The 21292-nt window shown below is 32.1% G+C and carries 16 protein-coding genes; 13 read left to right on the top strand and 3 right to left on the bottom strand.

The features are described from left to right. Positions 1-3 precede the first annotated feature (3 nt). The 4 genes from QYS47_RS13765 to QYS47_RS13750 all read left to right on the top strand — a co-directional run bounded on the left by QYS47_RS13765 (position 4) and on the right by QYS47_RS13750 (position 6586). A complete protein-coding gene (locus QYS47_RS13765) occupies positions 4-819 on the top strand; it encodes a PorV/PorQ family protein (protein ID WP_322346786.1) in 816 nt (271 codons plus the stop codon). After that, positions 816-2891, top strand: coding sequence for a ComEA family DNA-binding protein (locus QYS47_RS13760; RefSeq protein WP_322346784.1), 2076 nt, complete (start codon positions 816-818; stop codon positions 2889-2891). Before QYS47_RS13765 ends, QYS47_RS13760 begins: the two co-directional genes overlap by 4 nt. 73 nt (positions 2892-2964) lie before the next feature. Next, positions 2965-3690 (top strand): hypothetical protein, encoded by a 726-nt coding sequence (locus QYS47_RS13755; protein WP_322346781.1) that lies wholly within the window; start codon positions 2965-2967, stop codon positions 3688-3690. A 127-nt stretch (positions 3691-3817) separates the two neighbouring features. Beyond that, complete coding sequence (locus QYS47_RS13750; RefSeq protein WP_322346780.1) at positions 3818-6586, top strand: WD40/YVTN/BNR-like repeat-containing protein; 2769 nt, start codon at positions 3818-3820, stop codon at positions 6584-6586. Here the strand turns inward: QYS47_RS13750 and QYS47_RS13745 are convergent, their stop codons facing one another. Beyond that, positions 6587-7066, bottom strand: a complete 480-nt coding sequence (locus tag QYS47_RS13745; RefSeq protein ID WP_322346779.1) for a SixA phosphatase family protein — start codon at positions 7064-7066, stop codon at positions 6587-6589. A gap of 82 nt (positions 7067-7148) precedes the next feature. On the opposite strand from QYS47_RS13745, the gene QYS47_RS13740 reads away from it, so the two are divergent. From QYS47_RS13740 to QYS47_RS13730, 3 genes are all read left to right on the top strand, one after another. Beyond that, a complete protein-coding gene (locus QYS47_RS13740; RefSeq protein WP_013453300.1) occupies positions 7149-7340 on the top strand; it encodes a cold-shock protein in 192 nt (63 codons plus the stop codon). A 154-nt stretch (positions 7341-7494) separates the two neighbouring features. Next, on the top strand, positions 7495-8550 hold the full coding sequence (locus tag QYS47_RS13735) for a M42 family metallopeptidase (RefSeq protein WP_322346777.1): 1056 nt from the start codon (positions 7495-7497) through the stop codon (positions 8548-8550). 11 nt (positions 8551-8561) lie between these two features. Further along, positions 8562-9167: a carboxypeptidase-like regulatory domain-containing protein gene (locus QYS47_RS13730; RefSeq protein ID WP_322346776.1), complete on the top strand. Its 606-nt coding sequence runs from the start codon at positions 8562-8564 to the stop codon at positions 9165-9167. A gap of 8 nt (positions 9168-9175) precedes the next feature. On the opposite strand, the gene QYS47_RS13725 is transcribed toward QYS47_RS13730, so the two are convergent. Then, positions 9176-13405: a CHAT domain-containing protein gene (locus QYS47_RS13725; protein ID WP_322346775.1), complete on the bottom strand. Its 4230-nt coding sequence runs from the start codon at positions 13403-13405 to the stop codon at positions 9176-9178. A 121-nt stretch (positions 13406-13526) separates the two neighbouring features. Here QYS47_RS13725 and QYS47_RS13720 point away from each other — a divergent pair, with 121 nt between their 5' ends. Continuing rightward, a complete protein-coding gene (locus QYS47_RS13720; protein WP_322346773.1) occupies positions 13527-14891 on the top strand; it encodes an MATE family efflux transporter in 1365 nt (454 codons plus the stop codon). Here QYS47_RS13720 and QYS47_RS13715 read toward each other — a convergent pair. Next, complete coding sequence (locus QYS47_RS13715) at positions 14873-15652, bottom strand: DUF429 domain-containing protein (RefSeq protein WP_322346771.1); 780 nt, start codon at positions 15650-15652, stop codon at positions 14873-14875. The genes QYS47_RS13720 and QYS47_RS13715 overlap by 19 nt on opposite strands. Before the next feature lie 22 nt (positions 15653-15674). Here QYS47_RS13715 and QYS47_RS13710 point away from each other — a divergent pair, with 22 nt between their 5' ends. The 5 genes from QYS47_RS13710 to QYS47_RS13690 all read left to right on the top strand — a co-directional run bounded on the left by QYS47_RS13710 (position 15675) and on the right by QYS47_RS13690 (position 21285). Beyond that, positions 15675-16418 (top strand): lysophospholipid acyltransferase family protein, encoded by a 744-nt coding sequence (locus QYS47_RS13710; RefSeq protein ID WP_322346769.1) that lies wholly within the window; start codon positions 15675-15677, stop codon positions 16416-16418. Then, positions 16405-16692, top strand: a complete 288-nt coding sequence (gene gatC / locus QYS47_RS13705) for an Asp-tRNA(Asn)/Glu-tRNA(Gln) amidotransferase subunit GatC (protein WP_302123899.1) — start codon at positions 16405-16407, stop codon at positions 16690-16692. Before QYS47_RS13710 ends, gatC begins: the two co-directional genes overlap by 14 nt. A gap of 7 nt (positions 16693-16699) precedes the next feature. Beyond that, positions 16700-19708 (top strand): hypothetical protein, encoded by a 3009-nt coding sequence (locus tag QYS47_RS13700; protein ID WP_322346768.1) that lies wholly within the window; start codon positions 16700-16702, stop codon positions 19706-19708. A gap of 82 nt (positions 19709-19790) precedes the next feature. Continuing rightward, the gene (locus tag QYS47_RS13695) at positions 19791-20510 is read left to right on the top strand and encodes an ABC transporter ATP-binding protein (RefSeq protein ID WP_308356134.1); all 720 of its coding nucleotides are present in this window, start codon (positions 19791-19793) and stop codon (positions 20508-20510) included. Positions 20511-20634: 124 nt separating this feature from the next. Further along, the gene (locus QYS47_RS13690) at positions 20635-21285 is read left to right on the top strand and encodes a response regulator transcription factor (protein WP_302101533.1); all 651 of its coding nucleotides are present in this window, start codon (positions 20635-20637) and stop codon (positions 21283-21285) included. Positions 21286-21292 lie beyond the last annotated feature (7 nt).

Raw genomic sequence — 21292 nt, 5'->3', positions numbered from 1 at the left:
AACATGAAGTTTTTAACTATCAACCTAACCTTACTTCTTATAGTCGTTCAAATACAAGCGCAATCCATTTATTCGCCTGTATCAGCTAAAGTGATTGGTCTTGCCGATGCTACTGTAGCAATGGAAGGATATTGGTCCTCCTACAGGAATATCGCTGGTATAACCTCAACAAGTGGAATTGAAGTTGGAGCTTCTTATGAAAATAAATATTCATTGCCCTCCATGAATATTATGGCTGTAGGAATTACCAGTAAATTACCATTTGGATATACGGCTATTAACGTAATGAGATTTGGTGGAGATATTTACAATGAGCATAAAGCTACATTGGGCTATGCAACCGAAATTGGAATAATTAAAATCGGTCTCAATGTTAATTACCTTCAAGTAAGTGTACTTGATTTTGGAGTTAGAAATGCATTTTCATTTGATTTTGGCGGAATAGCAAGCCTTACACCAAAATTAAAAATAGGAGCGCAAGCTTTGAATATATCTCAATCCAAGTTGGGTTCAGTTTCAGCACAAAGAATTCCAACCCTATTAAAAATGGGAGTTTCTTATACTCCACAGGAATACATTCTTTTCAATGTGGAACTTGAAAAAGATATATTATTTCCTACTCAATTAAAAATAGGAGCGGAATATAATTTTCTTAAAAAGTTTTACTTAAGAGCGGGCATGAGAAGCGCTTCATATCAATCCTTTTACGGACTTGGAATTGAATTTATAGATATTAATTGGGATTATGCTTTAAGTAATCATGCCGAACTAGGCATTTCCCATAGTATTTCAATTCATTACAGTTTAAAAAGAAGATGATACTCAAGAATTACATATTGAGTATTTTTATTCTGATTCAATTATTTTCAATACACATAATTAATGCGCAACAACAGGACTTTGACTTAGAAGATTTCATTGAAAGAAACTTTCCAATTCAGGATTCTGAGCTTAATTATGAAGATTTATATGAATCCTTATTTCAAATTTATCAATCACCCATAAACTTAAATAAGGCTAATAGACAAGATTTACAATCATTATTGATATTAAGTAATATTCAGATAAATGAATTTTTAGCTTATCGTGCAAAAAATGGAGATTTTCTTTCTATTTATGAACTGCAAGCTGTCCCTGAATTTGATTTGCAAACCATAAAATCAATCTTACCCTTTATAAGTATTATTGATGACGGTTTACAATCAGATAATAGATATTTATTGAGAAGAATATTAGAGGAAGAAAATAATTATTTGATTATTCGGTCAGATAGGGTAATAGAGCCTAAGGCTGGGTATGATATTGAAACAGATAATCCATATTTAGGTAGCCCCAATAGAGTTTATACGCGCTTTAGGATAAGTCATAATGATGATTTTAGCTTTGGGTTTACTGCCGAGAAGGATGCAGGAGAAAAATTGTCATGGAATCCAGGCCAGAGCCAATATGGTATGGATTATTGGTCTTTTCATGCCCAATTAGAAAATATTGGGAAATTGAAAAATATAATTTTAGGTGATTATCAATTGCAATTAGGTCAGTCTTTACTTTTTGGTGCAGGTTTTTCTGTAGGAAAAGGTAGCCAAACAGTAGCTACTGCCAGAAGAAGTAATTTAGGGGCCTTGCCTTACACTTCTGTTTTGGAAACCAATTTTTTTAGAGGAATAGCTGCTACCTACTCAATTCATAGTAATTTAGATTTCACTTCATTTTACAGTTATAATTCAATAGATGCCAGCACCGAAATAGATTCGGCACTAAGCCAAGAAGAATATTTTTCATCCATAAGATTAAATGGGTTTCATAGAACAAATTCAGAATTGGAAGCAAAGAATGCTATCAATGCGCAGAATTTTGGTGGAAATCTACTTTTTACAACTACAGATCAAAAATTAAATGTGGGTTTAAATTTTATTCAAACTATTTATGATAGGCCCTATTTTCGTCAAAACAATAAATACAATCAATTTGAATTTAGTGGAGATCAAAACTCTAATTATGGCTTATTTGTAAATTACTATTGGCGAAATTTTCATTTTTTTGGAGAATCAGCCATGAGTTCATCAAAGGGAATTGGTAGTGTTGGTGGTTTTATAGCTTCTCTTGCATCTAATGTGCAAACTAGTATTGTGCTTAGGCATTATCAAAAAGATTTTCATTCATTTTATGGAAATGCATTTGGTGAGAATACCAGGAATATAAATGAAAAGGGAGTTTATTGGGGGCTTGAATACCAGCCGTTTAGAAAGTTAAGTATATCAGCATACCATGATCAATTTATTTTTCCATGGTTAAAATTTCGTGCTGATGCTCCTTCGAAAGGGAATGAATCATTGATTAGATTTAATTATAAATTCAACAGACAAATTAATTTCTATTCACAATTTCGCATCGAAAATAAAGAGAGAAATGTAGAAACTTTAGATGAGTCAAATCTTTATGGATTGGCAAATGGTCAAAAAAGAAATTATATAGTGAATTTAGATATCAAGCCTAAAAGTATTATTTCTTTCAAAATGAGAGCTCAGTTTTCAGAGTATTTAATTAAGGAATCTTACACAAATGGAATGGCTGTAATCCAAGATATTAATTTTGATTTCGGTAATTTCAGATTGAGTACACGCTATTCTATTTTCGATACGGATGATTATGAAAATAGACAATATGTTTATGAGAAAGATGTTTTATATGCGTTTTCAATTCCAGCATATCAAAATACTGGTACTAGAAATTACGTATTAGCTCAATATAAATTTTCTAAAAATCTACAACTGTGGGCTAGATATTCTCAGTTTCGATATTTAGATCTGGATTCTATCGGTTCAGGAAATGAGGAAATAAATGGAAATACAAAGTCTGAAGTTAAATTTCAAATGATGCTCAAAATCTGATTTTCCCTGAAATTATTTTAAGTTGAACGGAAACATTTTAAATTTATAATTTGTAGTGATAAAAAAATATTGAATGCGTTCCTTAAAACTGATTCCTTTATTACTTATAATCTTTTTTATAACATCCTGTAATTATACCACCCCACCAGAAATGTTATTTGGTAATTGGTATATAGCTTCAGTGAAAGCTAATGGGCATAACATGACAAGTGACTATTTAGATGAAAATACAAGGTATCTGGTTTTCGATGAAAAAGGAACATATCAGATTGGTTTATTAGATACTGCAAGTGAGAAAAGTTGGTTGATTCATCCTGATAAAAATGAATTGGTTATGATGCAAGGGACACCATTTGATGACACCAAGACATGGAAAGTAAAAGCTGCTGATAATTTAGTTTTTTTAAATGATAAGCATAATCATTTTCAAATTGAGTTAAAGCGCAAAAAGGAGTTGCCAAAACTTGAAATTATGCAAGAGGAGGCTCTTGTTGGGAAGTGGATTATTGATAAAGTAACTGTGAACGGTTATAACAATACGGATAAATATGCTTTTCCTAACCGGTGGATTTTGCTCGCAGATGATGGTAGATTTTATAATGGGAATGAAAATGGGGATCAAAATGTGGGCTTTTGGAAAGCGAATAGTTCTCTAACTAAATTAGATTTCTTCGATCAAAAGACTAAGCAAAACTCTTTTATAAGTTTCAATATTGCAAATAATACTATTTGGTACGAAAAGCAGCGAGAAGATAGGAACCAACCTCAAGTGAGAGTTTATTTCAAAAAGTCCGAATAATTATGTTTATAATTTATATACATAGTATTTGAAAACACATATTATCCAGTTTTTTATCCGATTATATATTTTAATTTAATTTTCTCCTTTTAATATTCGATATTCGGTTCATACTAAAACTAAAACTATGAAACGAATATTCACTTCTATCATCCTATTGATGGTTTCATATCTTTCTTGGGCTCAAGTTCAGCCAACAGATGCATCTTCTATTTTGAAAGGTATTGAAAACAGAAAACAGTTAGCGAATAACTCACTTTTAAAAAATTATCCAGCTAGAAATGTTGGACCTGTAATTCAAGGAGCAAGAATTATAGATATTGCGGTTAATCATGAAAATATAAAAGAATTTTATATCGCTTATGCATCAGGAGGTTTGTATCATACTGAAAATAATGGAATAAGTTTTAAGCCGATTTTCGATAATGTAGGGGCCTTAACTATTGGAGATATTGCATTGGCCCCTTCGAATGAGAATATTATATATGTAGGTACAGGTGAGAATAACTCTAGTAGAAGTAGTTATGCAGGTTCTGGAATCTATAAATCAACAAACAAAGGAAAGAGTTGGGAATTTATAGGTTTGCCTGCGAGTCAGCATATCGGAAGAATAATTGTACATCCCGAAGACCCAAATACAGTATGGGTAGCAGCAATGGGAGGTTTGTATTCAGATAATGAGGAGAGAGGAGTTTTTAAAACTACAGATGGTGGTGAAAACTGGAATAAAGTACTTTATGTAGATGAAAAGACGGGAGCTATAGACTTAATTATTCATCCTGAAAATTCTGATATGCTTTGGGCGAGTATGTGGCAAAGAAAAAGATATGCTTGGGATTTTGAAGGCAATGGTGAAGGTTCAGGTGTTTATATGTCTACTGATGGAGGTGGTAATTGGACACCTTCAATGAATGGGATTGATGATAATGAGTTTACTGGTAGAATTGGTTTAGATATTTCTCTGTCTAATCCTGATATCATGTATGCCTTAATGGATTATCAAAAAGAAGAAAAAAAGGAAAAAAAATCTGGTGAAGAAGGTTTAACTCAAGCAGACTTTTTGGAAATGTCTGTTAAGGATTTTTTAAAATTAGATAATAAAGCTTTAGATGAGTTCTTAGATAGCAATAATTTCCCTAAAAGATATACTGCTGTAAATGTTAAGAATGATGTTGAAAAAGGTGTTTATCAACCTAAAGCATTAAGTGATTACTTAGGCGATGCAAATGCAGCTTTGTTTGATACTGACGTGAAAGGTGCCGTAGTGTATAAATCGGTAGATCAGGGAAAAACATGGCAGAAGACCCATGATTATGATTTATCAGGTGTTTATTATACCTATGGTTATTATTTCGGGGAAATTCGTGTAGCCACCGAAAATCCAGAAACGATTTATGTATTAGGTGTTCCGTTAGTAGTTTCTAGAGATGGTGGTAAAACATTTAATAGAACCGATACTATAGGAGATGTTCATGCTGATCATCATGCTATGTGGATTAATCCTGAGGATGAAGATCACATCATATTAGGAAATGATGGAGGGCTTTATATTTCATATGATGGCGGAGCTACCTGGGATCATAAAAATAGTATGTCTGTTGGGCAGTTTTATACTGTGAATGTGGATATGGAAAAGCCTTACAATATTTATGGTGGTCTGCAAGATAATGGAACTATGGTAGGTAGTTCCCGAACTATTCCTAATGAAAGAGGTCAATGGGAGAGACTTTTTGGTGGTGACGGTATGTACGTTTCAGCTGATCCTAGAAATTCAGATCTTGTATATGTCGGATTCCAATTTGGTAATTACTACAGAATTAATAGATCTACTGGTGATAGAAAGTATATAACTCCAAAGCATAATATAGGAGAAGATAGATTGCGATTTAATTGGAGAACGCCAGTTGTAATGAGTCATCATAATCCAGACATTATCTACATAGGAGCTCAGAAAGTGTATAGAAGTTTAAATCAAGGTGATAGCTGGTCAGCCATTACAAACGATTTAACCAATGGTCCGAAAGAAGGGAATGTTCCTTTTGCAACGGTTACTGAAATTGCTGAATCACCATTAGATTTTGGTACATTATATTTTGGTACTGATGATGGTAACGTCTGGTTATTAAAAGAAGGACAAAGTATTAAAAAGCTAAATAATGGAATTCCTGATGATTTATGGGTTTCAAGTATTCATCCATCTCAACATGATTTAGGTACCGTTTACCTGTCTTTAACGGCATATCGTAATGATAATTTCCAGAATTATGTGTATAAAAGCACAGATTTTGGAGAAAACTGGAAGTCAATTAGTGGCGATTTACCCGAAGAATCAGTTAATGTGATATACGAAGATCCTAAAGTTGCAGGTTTGTTATATATAGGAACTGATCATGGTTTATATACCAGTATTAATGATGGAGAAAACTGGATGCATATGGGAGCAATTCCTAACGTTGCTACTTACGATTTAATTGTTCACCCAAGAGATCTTGAATTGGTCGTGGCCACTCATGGAAGAAGTATGTATGTGTTGGATGTAAAACCGATTCAAAAAATTGCTGAAAAATCTGATAAGCAAAAACTCATCACTTTTGATTTAGATAATATTCGTTACAGTGAAAGATGGGGTGAGAAAACACATCCTTATTCTAAAGAATATGTTCCAAGTTTAGAATTACCATTATATAATAATTCTTCTAAAGAAGCGGCCGTAAAATTTGAATTAATGAATGAAGAAGGGAATTCTATTCATTCATGGACTGATACCTCTCAGAAAGGCTTTAATTCATATACATGGGATTGTAAATTGAATAATAGCTTTATTGGAAAAGGAAAATATAAGTTGAAAATTACTATGGCTAAAGAATCCTATGAGCAAGCTTTTGAAGTGAAGTAATTATAAATTCTTAGGATATTGAAAAATTTGGAGTGTGGCATTTTTATTAGATGTGGCACTCCATTTTTTTACTTCAAAGTCAAAATGTAAGATTCCACAAGTTGGCACATTCTCTTGAAATCCCGAATTTAAATAATGCACCAAATCATTTATTCCGGGATTGTGACTCACTATCATTAAAGAATTAATTTCATCATCAACACTTTTAATAATTGAAAGAAGCTGTTTAGAGCTAGCATGATATAATTTATCATCTATTTCTAATGGGCTATGAAGCGTTGCTTGAAATGCCTTTGCTGTATCCAAAGCTCTTCTTGCACCACTCGATAGGATCAAGTCAACATTAGCTTTTTTCGATAACCAAAAACTCATTTTAGGGGCATCTCTTTTTCCTCTATCATTCAAAGGTCTGTCATAATCATTTAAGGAAGGATTATCCCAGCTTGACTTAGCATGTCTAACTATTAACAATTTTTTCATATAAAATAAATATGCTACAATAGTAACGATACAGATCAAAAAATGTATATTGCCTCAAATTTTAATTACTAACAATTTATTTATGAGTACTGGAACAGTAAAGTTCTTCAATGAAGACAAAGGTTTTGGATTTATCATTGAAGACGAAACAGAGAACGAAATCTTCGTTCACGTAAGTGGTTTAGAGGACGATATCGAGAAAAACGATAAAGTTACTTTCGAAACTACTGATGGAAAAAAAGGCTTAAATGCTATTGGTGTCAGAAGAGTATAATTTTAAATAATTTATAAATTCTGAATTTAAAGCTGATTGTTGTTCAATCGGCTTTTTTTGTGCCCATATTTTAATCCTTCAAACAATTCTTTTCATTTTAAATTATTTTATAGCAGTATAATTCAATTAATTTTGAGAAATAAAAATTATAAAAATGCAGAATTTAGATATAGAGTTATTATCCAAAATATGTGAGACTCCAGGAGCCCCGGGTCATGAAAAAAGAATCAGAGAACTTGTAATTGAGCAAGTAAAACCATTGGTTGATGAAGTGGAGGTCGACAATATGGGTAATGTGCATGCAATAAAAAAGGCATCTACCAATCCTGAAGGCAAAAAAGTGATGGTAGCTGCCCATATGGATGAAATTGGCTTTATGGTTACCCATATTGATGATAATGGCTTTTTGAGGTTTACTACTTTAGGAGGCTTCGATCCTAAAACTTTAACTGCACAAAGAGTAATTGTTCATGGTAAAAAGGATGTAATTGGGGTTATGGGATCCAAACCTATTCACGTAATGACTCCAGAAGAACGAAATAAAGTGTCTAAAACTACAGATTACTTTATTGATTTAGGGATGAAGAAAGAGGAGGTTGAGAAAATAGTGTCAGTAGGAGATACTGTAACCAGAGAACGTGAGTTGATTGAAATGGGGGATTGTGTAAACTGTAAATCAATTGATAACCGCGTTTCAGTATTTGTATTAATTGAAGCATTAAAAACCTTGAAAGACCACCCGTATGATGTTTATGCGGTATTTACAGTTCAAGAGGAAGTAGGATTGAGAGGTGCTAATGTAGCTTCGCATAAAATCAATCCTGATTTTGGTATTGCTTTAGATACTACTATTGCCTTTGATTTACCAGGTGCTCAATCACACGAAAAAGTTACCTCTCTAGGAGAGGGTACAGCTATAAAAGTTTTAGATGCCATGACCATTTGTGATTACAGAATGGTAGAATTCATGAAACAAACAGCGGATAGAAATAGCATTAAATGGCAACCTGAAATTTTAACTGCAGGTGGGACAGATACTGCTGGATTGCAAAGAATGGGTAAAAATGGAGCGATTGCAGGAGCGATCTCTATTCCTACTCGTAATATACATCAAGTAATTGAAATGGCCCATAAACAAGATATTATGGATTCCGTTCAATTACTAAATGCTTGTTTAGAAACCTTAGATAAATATAACTGGGATCATTAATTTTTAATTTTATGAGAAATAGTCTTTTTTTAGCTGTCATTTTTTTTCTGTTTAGTTTTGTCGCATCTGCTCAAAAGGATGACCCTATTAATATTACTGGAGTCGTTTTAGATGCTGAAAATATGGAAGCAATACCTTTTACCACAATCCTGATGGGAGATGGTAAATCTGGAACGGTTGCTGATAACTCAGGCTATTTCTCATTTCTAGCGTTTCCTGGAGATACCATAGTTTTTAGAAGTGTTGGATACCAGACGTCTACATTTATCATTCCAGAATTATTGGAGGGTAAAACGTATTCTTTAATAGAATTAATGGTAAGAGAAAATGTATTACTAGATGAGGTAACAGTTTATCCATTACCTGATGCAGATTATTTTACGGATACTATTGTTAAAAAGGAACTAACGGATGTTCAACAATATCAATTAAACAATTTTAAAAGAGAACTCAATCTTTTATTAGAAAAACAATACGATCAGAATAGTCCTTATTATGATCAATGGAGATATGCCCGCCTTTATGAAATGACAGGCATAGTTCCTCCTAATAATTTCTTAAATCCTATGACCTGGACTGATTTTATTCGTGATTGGAAGAAATACAATAAGGATTAATCATTTACTTATAACCCAATCATAACGAATGCACCCCAGTAAATTGGGTCTTTGTATTCATTACGGATTTCCTTTTTAGCATCAATAAAAGCATTTCTTTTATCACCAGTTTCTAGCCATTTTTCATAAAATGAAACCATCAATTTTTGTGTGGCTTCATCTGAAACTTTGAATAAACTCATGATAAGAGTTTCAGCTCCTGCTACTAAGAAGGATCTTTGTAATCCATATACTCCTTCGCCTCCATGTACCTCACCAAGCCCAGTTTCACAAGCCGATAAAACGACTAAATCCGTTTTATCAAAATTAAGGTTCATGGCTTCATAAGCCGTTAAAATACCGGGTTCTAAATTGTAGTTATATCTTGTTTTAGCTAATAAATCTCCAGAACCTTTAAGCATTAAGCCTGTATTAAGTAACGGGTTTTGATTCATTTGATTATTTTCAAAACTATTATCCGGATTTCGATCTTCTTTTTCAGTGAAAAATCCATGGGTTGCAATATGAAATACATTTGGGCTTTTGGTATTCTTTACGGTTTCTTCCGCAGCTTCTGTTTTAGTATATCTTGAGGTTTTCCATCCATTTTTCTGGAATAATTCTGTTAGCGCATTAATTTCTTTTTGGGTTCCCGGTAAATCACTTATTTGAGTAGCTCCAGATCTAAATTCACTTATGTAGTCATTTCTAGAGGCTATATAAAACTTTGGATCACCAAATAAGAGAGCTGATTTTTGTTCTTGATTATTTTCTTTTTCAGACTTTTTTAGGTACAAATCTTTGGTATTGCTAAGTAGTACTATGTTAGCTTTATCAATCAAGTATTGATTATTTTGAAGAGGAATAGCTTCTAGGTTTATTTGATTATAAACACCATCAGCTGAAATATAAATTGTTTTATTTTCCCCTATTTTTTGTTCAATTGGTTCCCAAAAATTACGGTACGAGAAGCTATCCTTTACTCTGTATTTAATAGCATTTCTGTAGTTGTTGAAAAATTTGGACTCCATATCATTTCCATTTTCCATCACTACATATTCAGGCTTACTTTCTGTGTCATTTTTTAGAATTAACATAAGATAAACAACAGAATCGGTAACATAATGGTCGAAATATCTAAATCTTACCATTTCAATTGCTACTTCATTAGGCTGTAAAGTCTGTCTAATCTTTTTCCAATCAAGATCTTCTTGCGTTATACCTTCACTGAATAAATCCGACTGCTGACTTAATGATTTTTCAATTAATTCTACTTCTCTTGATAGCTGTCCTACATTTATACCTTCATTATCCAGTTGTTCCGAACTCATAGAAATGGCATTAGATAGAAGTTCTTTCTTATCTAACCAATCAAAATATTGCTGTTTAAGTGTGGAATCATTACTATTAAGAATTCTTTCTCGCATCTTTATAGAACTGCTCAACAATAATCCTTTTGTTTTAAGTGCATTGTTATACACTGATTCAATCATTTCTGGATAGCGATCATAAAATTTTAAAGCAATGGTATTAAAGTAGTTGTAGTCATTTTTAATAGTATTCCAATATTTTGTCTTCTCTCTTTCACTTAAGGCAGGGAAATATTCTTTAATAAATCGATTGTAATTAAGCATTACCTCATCAATGTATTGCTTTGCTTTTCTTTCATCACCGTTCATAAAGTAAACCTTACTCAATCTTGAAGTAGCTTTTACATATTCTGGGTGCTTATCGTTAAAGAATTTTTCATTTACTTTTTGGCTTTCTTCATATTCATTTTCAGCTTCTCTCCATTTTCTTTGTTTATAATATATATCACCTCTTAAAATGTGTATATCTGCTGCTTTAATGTTATTTCTTCTTCCTGCCTTTTCAATCCATATTTCTTCGGATTGAGCTAAATAATCTAGGGCTTCATCTAGCTTATTTTCGGATATGAAGAAACGAGCCATGTCTTTTAATAAATCAGCATAAAGAGGGCTTTTTGTTGAAAATCTTTTTCCAATAATTTCTTTCGCTTCAAATAGTAGCTTTTGGATTTCATCATCATTTTCTTCGCCTCCTTCATAAAACATTACGATTGCCAATTTTGAAATAGTTGTTGCTACATCCACATGATCTCTTCCAAACTGTTTTTCTAAAATAGTAATAGCTCTACTATAGTATTCTTCAGATTTGTCGAAATCACCTAATGTTTCGTATAACTCACCCAACAATAATACAGCAGGTGCATTTTTAGTAGATTCTATTCCGAAAATCTTCTCAGATATTTCTAAGGCTCTTCTCGCTAATTCTTCGGTTTTGGTATAGTTTCCTTTAATGAGCTCCAGTCTACCAAAATCAGTCAAAGGGAGTATTAGTTTTCTGCTGTCTTTTCCATAAAGCGCTACATAATTCTTTAAAGCTGGAGTTAAAATCTCTTCAGTTTCTGAATATTTACCAACTTGCATATAAACAGAAGCTAATTCTAATGAAGAAGTCAAAGGATTATATTCCGGACTAGGGACTGACTTTGAATATAATTTTTGGGAAAGTTCTAAAGCCTCTTCTGATTCATCAAAGAAACCTTTTATAGACATTAATTTCGCATAGGTTTCTAGCGCCATTATATAATGTACTATATTAAAATCACTATTGAAGTTTTCTAAAATTTTTAGTGATTCATTTATATTTTCACCTGCTTTTTCATACTCTCCAATTTTTATTTGAAGGTCTGCAATCAGGTTCAATTCTTTTCCAAAATCTATATCTTGATTATCATATTTTTCTCTTGTCACTAAAAGCGCTTCATCCAACATTTTTGAAGCTTTTTCATAATCATCATCAATTTGATATGCTGAAGCAAGGTGATTCAAGAGTGGAACATATTTATAATGTTTAGATGTGATTTCATTCTCTACTTTTCCGAAAAATTCTCTTTCATAAATCCCAACTGCCTCTTCAAAATTATCACTATAGTCTAATAAATGATGAGCTAAGTCAATTCTACTTAATGCAGTGTTTATACTTGTATCTCCGTATAATTGTGATTTTAATTTTACAATTTCTTTTAGATACTGTTGGGCATTTTGATATTGATTCTTGGCACTTGCCACATCTTTCAAAGTATATAGCAAGTCTATATTAATCGGATGATCAGAGGGAAGTAAATTTTTATCTTCAGTAAGCTTTTGAGCTGCTTTTTCAACTTTTTCTATTTTCCCTTTTTTAAGATCAGATATAAATGAGATGGAAGCAAGCTTTACAAAATGAGAACTGCTTTTTTCAAAATTTAATTTTAATATTTTATCTAAATCTTTATAGTAGGCTAATGCTCTATTGATGTTATCTTCATTAATTGTGTTTATAATTAACTTTTCTAAATATTTTAAGGTTTGAGGATGGTGATCTCCATTTGACGAGATAGAAAAAACGTAAGCATCACTATAGTAGCTAAATGGTAATTCTCTAGTTCCATTTTCTTCCAAGAACTCTGCAAACAGATAAAGGTGTTCTGCAAAATATTTATTTCTTCTATTGAGCTTATCTTTTATCCAGTTCTCACCAACAGAAAAAGCAGAATCAGCTCGTCTGATTTCTCCCTTATGTCTTAAAACGTTACTTTTTAAAGTGATAAGCCTTGCAGCATCTTGATACCGTCTTTCTAATTCATCCTTATTAACATTACCCTCTTTATTTAAGGTTCTTTGTAAATAAAAGGGCTCTTCCTGATTAATTAATTTCAATGCTTGATTGTATTGTCCAATTGCTGTTAATATTTCTGCTTTTCTGAGTTTTAAATCACTCATATAAGCTTCTCCAGCTTCAGGTGATTTTTCAAATATTTCAATTGCTTGAATCAAGTAATCATAGGCTAAAACATAATTACCATAATTCACCATATTTTGTGAAGCATCAATCAAATTGATTCCATGGCTAATAGAGTTGTCACCATTTGCTGCTTTGCTGATTTCAACGGCTTCATCATTTAGCTTATAATAGTTAGTAAATTGACCTAAGGCCCAATTGTATTTTGCTTGTTTAAGTTTAGCTACCGCTATAAATTGATTTTGATTGCCAAATTTCTCTGTGCTTTTCTGCTCAAGCTTTTTTGAAAGGCTGAGTGCTTTTTCATACTTACCTTTTTCAAAGCTTTTTGCTGCTTTTTCTATGTATTTATTATACTTTTTTACACTTTGACCTAGGCTACAATTAATCTGAATTGAGGAAACCAGAATAGTAAAAAATATAAAGTTTAGAAATATACTTAATGAGCGCATAGTAATTGAATTATTACAAAAAAATATAAGATAAAGATAATAAAAATATTATGGATTCCTCTTTATTTTCTTCCTTAAATACAGTTTTATATGCTTAGTTTTGCGTTCCAAATTGAATTGAATGAAAGCTCGAGATTTTAAAGAACACTTCAAGCGCAACTATTTACTAGCCTATCCTGTTGTTTTGAGCCAATTGGGCCATGTTTTAGTAGGAGCGGCTGATTCTGTTATGGTTGGGAGAGTAGGTACAAATGAGCTAGCAGCGGTATCAATAGCGAATGCTGTTTTTAGTGTTACGATGATGTTTGGAATTGGCGTTTCTTTTGGATTAACACCTTTGGTAGCTCAAGCAGACGGAGAAGGAAACCATAGGGCTTCAATGCGGTTTTTAAAGCACAGTTTCGTGATCAATTTTATATTTGGATTACTTCTTTTCATTTTATTATTATTTGGAGGCTATATATTAGATATTCTTAATCAGCCTAAAGAGGTTATTATATTGGCTAAGCCCTATCTTGCCATAATAGGATTTTCTTTGCTTCCTTTTATGATTTTTCAAACCTTTAAGCAATTTGCAGAAGGCTTATCTATGACAAAGCAGGCTATGTATATTACTTTGTCCGCAAACGTCATTAATATCATTTTAAATTATATTTTAATATTTGGGAAAATTGGATTTGAACCATTAGGATTGGTAGGAGCTGGTTGGGCTACCTTAATATCAAGAGTTTTGATGGCAATTGGAATGGTTATATTTGTTTTATATTTCCATCAATTTAAAAAGTATTGGACACATTTTAAAGTTACAGTTTGGAATAAAAAATCATTCAAACAATTGTTAAATCTTGGTGTCCCAACTGGTTTTCAGTATATATTTGAAGTAGGTGCATTTGCTTCAGCGGCTGTTATGATTGGTTGGATGGGAGCCACGCCATTGGCTGCTCATCAAGTAGCAATGAATTTAGCTTCTATAAGTTATATGATGGCAACGGGAATTTCAGCAGCAGCAACAGTAAGAGTTGGCAATCAATTAGGACAAAGAGATATTCCTACCTTGAGAATTGCTGCTTTCACCTGTTTTTTGATGGCTATAATTTTCATGAGTTTTACTGGAATTCTTTTCATGAGCTTGAATGATTTACTGCCTTTTCTATATACTTCAGATCAAAGTGTAATTCAAATCGCCTCATCATTGTTAATCATAGCTGCTTTGTTTCAACTATCTGATGGTATTCAGGTAGTAGGTTTGGGCGCATTAAGAGGTATGGGGGATGTTAAATTACCTACTGCTGTTACCTTTATGGCGTATTGGGTGATTGGACTCCCTTCAGGTTACTTATTAGCTTTTGTTTTTGATTTTCAGGAAAAAGGAATTTGGTATGGTTTATTAATTGGACTTAGTGTAACGGCTATAATTTTATTTGTAAGGTTTAATAATAAAACCCGTTTATTAGCACATAAATTTAATCAAGAAATAACTGGATGATAAATCCAACCTTCATTTTTGCAGATATCAAGGTATTTAGAAGGAATGGTTGTTTCAAGATTAGGAATGGATTTTATATGGCCATTTAAACCCAATCCGTACAAGGCACATATTACCGCGTCTGCAACATCTGTTTTTACTTTAGCCTCACCAAAATAATACTCAAAACCTTCTATATTTTGAAACTGGCTATCCCTTAAAATCTTCTGATAAACATTAAATGCTAAACTACTTTTGATCTTTTTGCTCTTCAATAGTCCTGGATAAACCTCAATTGCATTTATAGAGCTGATTTTATCAAAGGGCAAAATAGATAAATCTATTCCTTTTGATTTTAATTCACCTAATAGGGTAATGGCAACGGTAGCATTGCTAGTTAAAAAACTAAAGGATGGACTTAATGGAGTTTTCCCAAATTCTTTTTTAATAAATAAGTCAGTTTGCCTCCAAGCAATAGGATTTTCCTTTTGAGTTGGATTAGATTGGAAAATATTAATGGGATTACTTTTTATTATTTCTTGAAATAATTTTGGAAACTGTAGGGGAGCATCAATTCCTAGTGTAATTTTATGTGTATCCGATTTTTCTGCTATAATTTTTTCAATTTCTTCTTTTATTGCATAAATAGTGAGTTTTTCAGCCATAGTAAGCCTTAATTCACCATTAAATGTTTCTAAAATACAAAGTCCATGATTTTTTCCACTCCAACCACCAACATCCCAGCCAATGGATATTTCCTGATTTTTTAGTTCTTTTGTCATTTGCTAATTTTAGCCTTTACGCATGCGAAACTTTTTAAAGAAAATATACACTTTTTGGTGTGCAATTGTTTTTGTAGGATTATTCATAATCTTATTTCCTTTTTATTTGATTATAATTTTCAATAAAAATTGGCATCGTCATTGTATCGTTGTCAATAGAATTTGGGCGAATATCGCATTGTTTTTAGTAGGGATTAAAAAAGAATTTAAGGGAAAAGAATATATTGATGTAAAGCAGCAATATGTATATTGTGCAAATCATTTTTCATTATTGGATATTGTAAGCTTTGGTTTTGCCCCTCAATCAGTAGTGTATGTAGGCAAAAGTTCTTTAGCTAAAATACCTTTATTCGGTTATATGTTTAAGAAGCTGCATGTTACGGTAAATAGGGCAAGTAAAACGCATTCCTACAAAGCATTTCAATTAGCATTAAAAAAAATGGGAGAGGATCGATCCTTAGTAATGTTTCCTGAAGGTGGGATTTTGTCAAGGAAAATTCCTGAAATGGCTCGATTTAAAGATGGTGCGTTTAGAGCAGCAATTATAAAACAAATTCCAATTGTACCTGTGACGCTTCCAGATAATTGGATAATTTTACCAGACGAAAAAATTCCATTGATTTCAAGAAGAAAAATGAGGATGGTTTATCATGAACCAATTTCTACCGAGGGGCTCAATATGGAGGATGTACCAGCGTTAAAAGAAAAGGTTTATGATATTATTTCTGAAGAATTAAAAACTCAAATTGAGTATGAGTATCAATAAAGAAACATTAGAGAAAATAGCACATTTAGCGAGATTAGAATTTGAGGAAGATTCAAAGGATAAAATGCTTGCTGACATGAATAATATGCTTTCTTTTGTAGAGAAACTTCAAGAGTTAGATACGGATAATGTGGAACCATTAGATTCTATGTCATTTGAAGATAATCAAATGAGAGATGATAAAGTAAAAAATCAACTTTCTCATGAAGAAGGATTAAAAAATGCTCCTAAAAAGGATGCTAACTATATTAGAGTACCAAAAGTAATTGAATAATTACCTTATGAATAATATTAATTTTTGGAAAAACTGGAGAAATAAATACAGGAGCATTTATCAGGTGCTCCTTTTTCTTTTTGTCATTACAATGGCTTTTAGTTTTTACTCTCAGGTGAATAGCTATGATATAGCTTTTCCTAAAGAAGTGGTAAGAAAGACTCAAAGTATAGAATTGTCATTACAAAACGTACATAACTTTGTATTTGACTTAGCGGTTCCAGCCAGAAGTTATATAGTATTTCAATCTTTTTTATCATTAGGAAATGGCTTTCAAGTATCAGATACCTATCTATTAACAGCTATAATATTTTTAGCTTTTTCTATCCTAATGACCGCTTCAACATACCTAAGCAGATGGTGGTTTATTATTCTTCAATCAGTTTTTGTGATATGGATTATCACACTGAAAATACAATTCCTCGGATTGTTTGGTGTTGAAAATCAGTTATTTACTTTCGTTTTTGTAACTCTGATTTTAGCAGTGGGTTATTACTTTCATGCTTTTAATGAAGAAGCTAGTTTATTTAAAAGATGGTTATTTTTTGCAGTTTTATTAACTGCAATATTGATTTTGATTAATACAGCTTCAACCGTAGAAGCACCAATAGTATTTATTACTCATCATGGTATTATAGTTCCTGTGATACTTGCTATCATTTTTATTTTCAATGTAGCTTATGATATAATTCTACATATTCTTTACTTGTTGGCAGCAAAGAAGAATCGAGATGGTAGTTCAAATTTAGTGCACTTCATCATCATTTCAATGCTCTATTTAATTTATGTAGGCTTAACATTTGCTAAAAATGATGGCTTGCTCAGTATTGAAATTATTTATTTGGATGAGTTCCTACTTCTAGGAATATCTGCAATACTAGGGATTTGGGGATTTAGAAAAAGAAGCGAATTAATTGAAAAGCAATTAATATTCAGGCCACTAGGTGGATATGTGTATTTAGCCATGGGAATTATGGCTTTTGCTGTCTTGATCTGGATTTTTAGAACTGGAAATGATCCCTTGATTGATACTTTTGAAGATATGATCATCTTCTCTCATATTGGATTTGGCGTTTTATTTTTCTTTTATGTCCTCTATAATTTTGTAGCATTACTAAATTCTGGATTAGGGATATATCCAGTAGTATTCAGACCAGTTAATATTCCTTACAATTTGGTTAGAGCGGTTGGTTTTGGTATTGTTGCAGTGTTAATTTTAAGAGTTTCTTATTTACCTTACTATCAGGCAATATCAGGATATTATAATGGCCTTGCAGATTATTATGAATACATAGGAGAGGAGGAGAAAGCTCTCACTACTTATAAAATTGCAAGACAATATGCGGTAACTTCTCACAAGCATAACTTTGAGATAGGTAAAAGTGAATATGAGAAGAAAAACTGGGCGGAAGCATCATCTTATTTTTCACAAGCAAATTATAAAAGACCGAGTGTTCAAGCGTATTTGAATAAAGTGCAAGCGCAATTAAATGCAAATTTAATATTCGAGTCCTTATTTACGTTAGAAGAGGCTCAAAAAGACTTTCCCGATAATGCATATTTGCATAACATGAGAGGCTTAGTTTACGAACGTCTTAATAAAACCGACTCCTCCTTTATTTATTTTGATGCAGCAAATAGAGCTGCCTCAGATAGTGAAATTGAAGAAGTGTCTAGTGTAAATAGATTGGCTTTATTCACTAAAAAAGGTATTGACGAAGATTTACCTGAAACTGGTATTTTAAATGAAAAAAGTATCCCGTATAAGGCTAATTACTTTGCTTTAGCAAATAGAAAGCGAAAGTATATTGACACTGTTGTACTTTCAGCTTCTGAAATGCCTGAAGTTTTAACTTACAATGATTTTTCTTTAATTTTTAATCAATCCTTAAATAAAACGATCGAAAATAGACCATTCAGTTCTGATTCAATCAACTGGTTGATTAGTAAAGCTGAGAATAAGGATTTCGCAAAATCTTTAAAATATGTTTCCTCAGCTCGTTTAAATTATTCTGGTCAAATAAATGATGCTTATAGTTACATTTATGAACTAGAAAATGAAAATATTGCCGATGCCGGCTTTTATTATTTACTTCATGGATTATGGTATTTAGATCAAAAGGCTTACAGTGAAGCAGAAAATCATTTTGCTAAAGCAGCAGATTTAAAAATGAGTAAAGCCAATACGTATAGAACAATAGCTTTAATTTTGAATCAACAACTATTTGAAGCGGCTCAATTGTATCAAAAACAAGTAAATGCGGAGTCTATTTCTGATGATTTATTAGATAATGACCCACTTTATCAAATGCTATTGGGAAATGTAGACCAATTACCTGATAGTTTTAAATACTTGTGGTTGAAAACTAATACTTCATTACAACAAGAATCAATTGATTCAATTAAAAATAGCTTAACTAATTCTCCATTCTTATCCTTATTACGTTTAAATGAAGCTGAATCTCATATCAAAAATGCTCGATTCAAGCAAGCTAAGGATATATTGCAGAATTTGAATATACCAATTAGTGAAGAAGGCTTATCGATATATAAAAATAACTTAATCGCACTTTTAGTTACTTTTACTGATGATGAGAGTTTGGTTAATCAAGTACAGGAGTCTAAATTACAAGTTTATCCTTATAACTATAAATTAGTGTGGGAAGCTTATAAATTGAAAAATACTAATGATAGAAAATCATTAGATAAAGTGATGAATAAGCTAGGTCATGAGAATGCATTTTTTGAGTCCGCAGTTATTTTAAGTGCTAAGTATTTTAATAAAAAGGAGAATTTAGAAAAAGCTTATGAAATTTTAGTAGAAGCTAGCCGTTTGAATTCAGGGAATAGTAATATTTTAAAATTATATGCTTTACAAGCACTTCAATTAAATTTGAGTTCTTATGCTGAAGATTCTTATGAAGAACTAGCAAACATGTTAAGTACTGAGGAATGGGAGAATTTTTCTACTCAATACGATTCAATTAAAAATAAAATGGAACAAATGCCGTGGTAAATTCCGTTCATCAAATTTAATTTGAGGAATTGATGCTTCTGTCATAAATTTCACTAAATAACTATCAATTAATTTAAAATAAATGGGACAAGCCGTTATAAAAACACAAGATATTGCAAAGATCTACAGAATGGGGACTGAAACCGTGGAGGCTTTAAAATCTGTATCTATCAATATCGAAAAGGGAGAATATGTGGCATTCATGGGACCTTCCGGATCAGGAAAATCTACACTAATGAATATCATTGGCTGCTTAGATACTCCTACAAGAGGAAAATATGAATTGGCAGGTCAAGATGTAAGTGAAACTTCCGAAAATGATTTAGCAGAAATTCGGAACAAGGAAATCGGCTTTGTTTTTCAAACTTTTAATTTATTGCCAAGACAATCATCATTAGAAAATGTAGCGCTGCCTTTAGTATATGCGGGTTATAGCAAGTCTGAAAGAGAAGAAAGAGCACTAGAGGTTTTAGGAAGTGTTGGCTTAGCTGAAAGAGCGTATCACAAACCCAATGAGTTATCGGGTGGTCAGAGACAGCGTGTAGCTATTGCAAGAGCCCTTGTAAACAATCCTAGTATTATTCTTGCAGATGAACCAACAGGAAACTTAGATACCAAAACATCTTATGAAATCATGGAATTATTTCAATTATTACATGATCAGGGCAACACAATTGTGATGGTAACTCATGAGGATGATATTGCTCAATACGCTCATAGAATTATCAGAATGCGTGATGGATTAGTTGAAAGTGATAATGTTAATGATAACATCACGAGAGTTGGAACACAGGCGGTTTAAATTCTACTTTTTACAATTCTTATTTTACTTATAATCAAGGATTCATTATTGGATAGTTGAAATCATTCAATTATCCTTATTATTGCACAATTCTAATTAAGATTGCTTAATTTTAATATTGATTATGACTGAGATATCTTACCCAATAAAAATATTGATTGCGGATGATCACGAAATACTAGCCAGTGGTATGTCATCAATATTATCTGCAAAAGAGGAGTTGTCAATAGTTGGAACGGTTTCAAATGGAAAGGAAGTATTAGATTTTCTTGCTAAAAATCCTGTTGATGTAGTCATCATGGATTTAAATATGCCTGTCTTAAATGGTATTGAAGCTACTGAAGAAATTAAGAAAAAATTTCCTGAAACTAAAATATTGATCCTTTCCATGTTTGATAGAGAAGGATATATTCAAAATGCACTAGATGTTGGAGTGGACGGTTACGTTCTCAAAAATGTTAGTGAAACAGAAATATTATCGGCTGTAAAACGATTAATGGAAGGGAAGACCTATTTTTCTCAGGATGTAATGGCAAAAATGGCCATGAAAATGAGAGTATATGGAGAATCTGATGGTGGTGTTAAATTAACCGATACAGAACGAAAAATATTGCAACTGCTCAGTGAAGGAGATACATCCGGTGAAATTTCAGATAAACTTGACCTTTCTCCCAATACTATTACTTCTTACAGAAAATTATTACTTCAAAAATTTGAAGCTAAGAACGTTTCTCATATGGTGAAAATGGCGTATGAGAAAGGTTATTTAGGCTAAATCTAGT

This window comes from Marivirga arenosa, assembly GCF_030503875.2.
GTDB lineage: Bacteria > Bacteroidota > Bacteroidia > Cytophagales > Cyclobacteriaceae > Marivirga > Marivirga arenosa.
The sequence above is the reverse complement of the archived record's forward strand: the minus strand, read 5'-3'. Positions and strand labels throughout refer to the sequence as shown.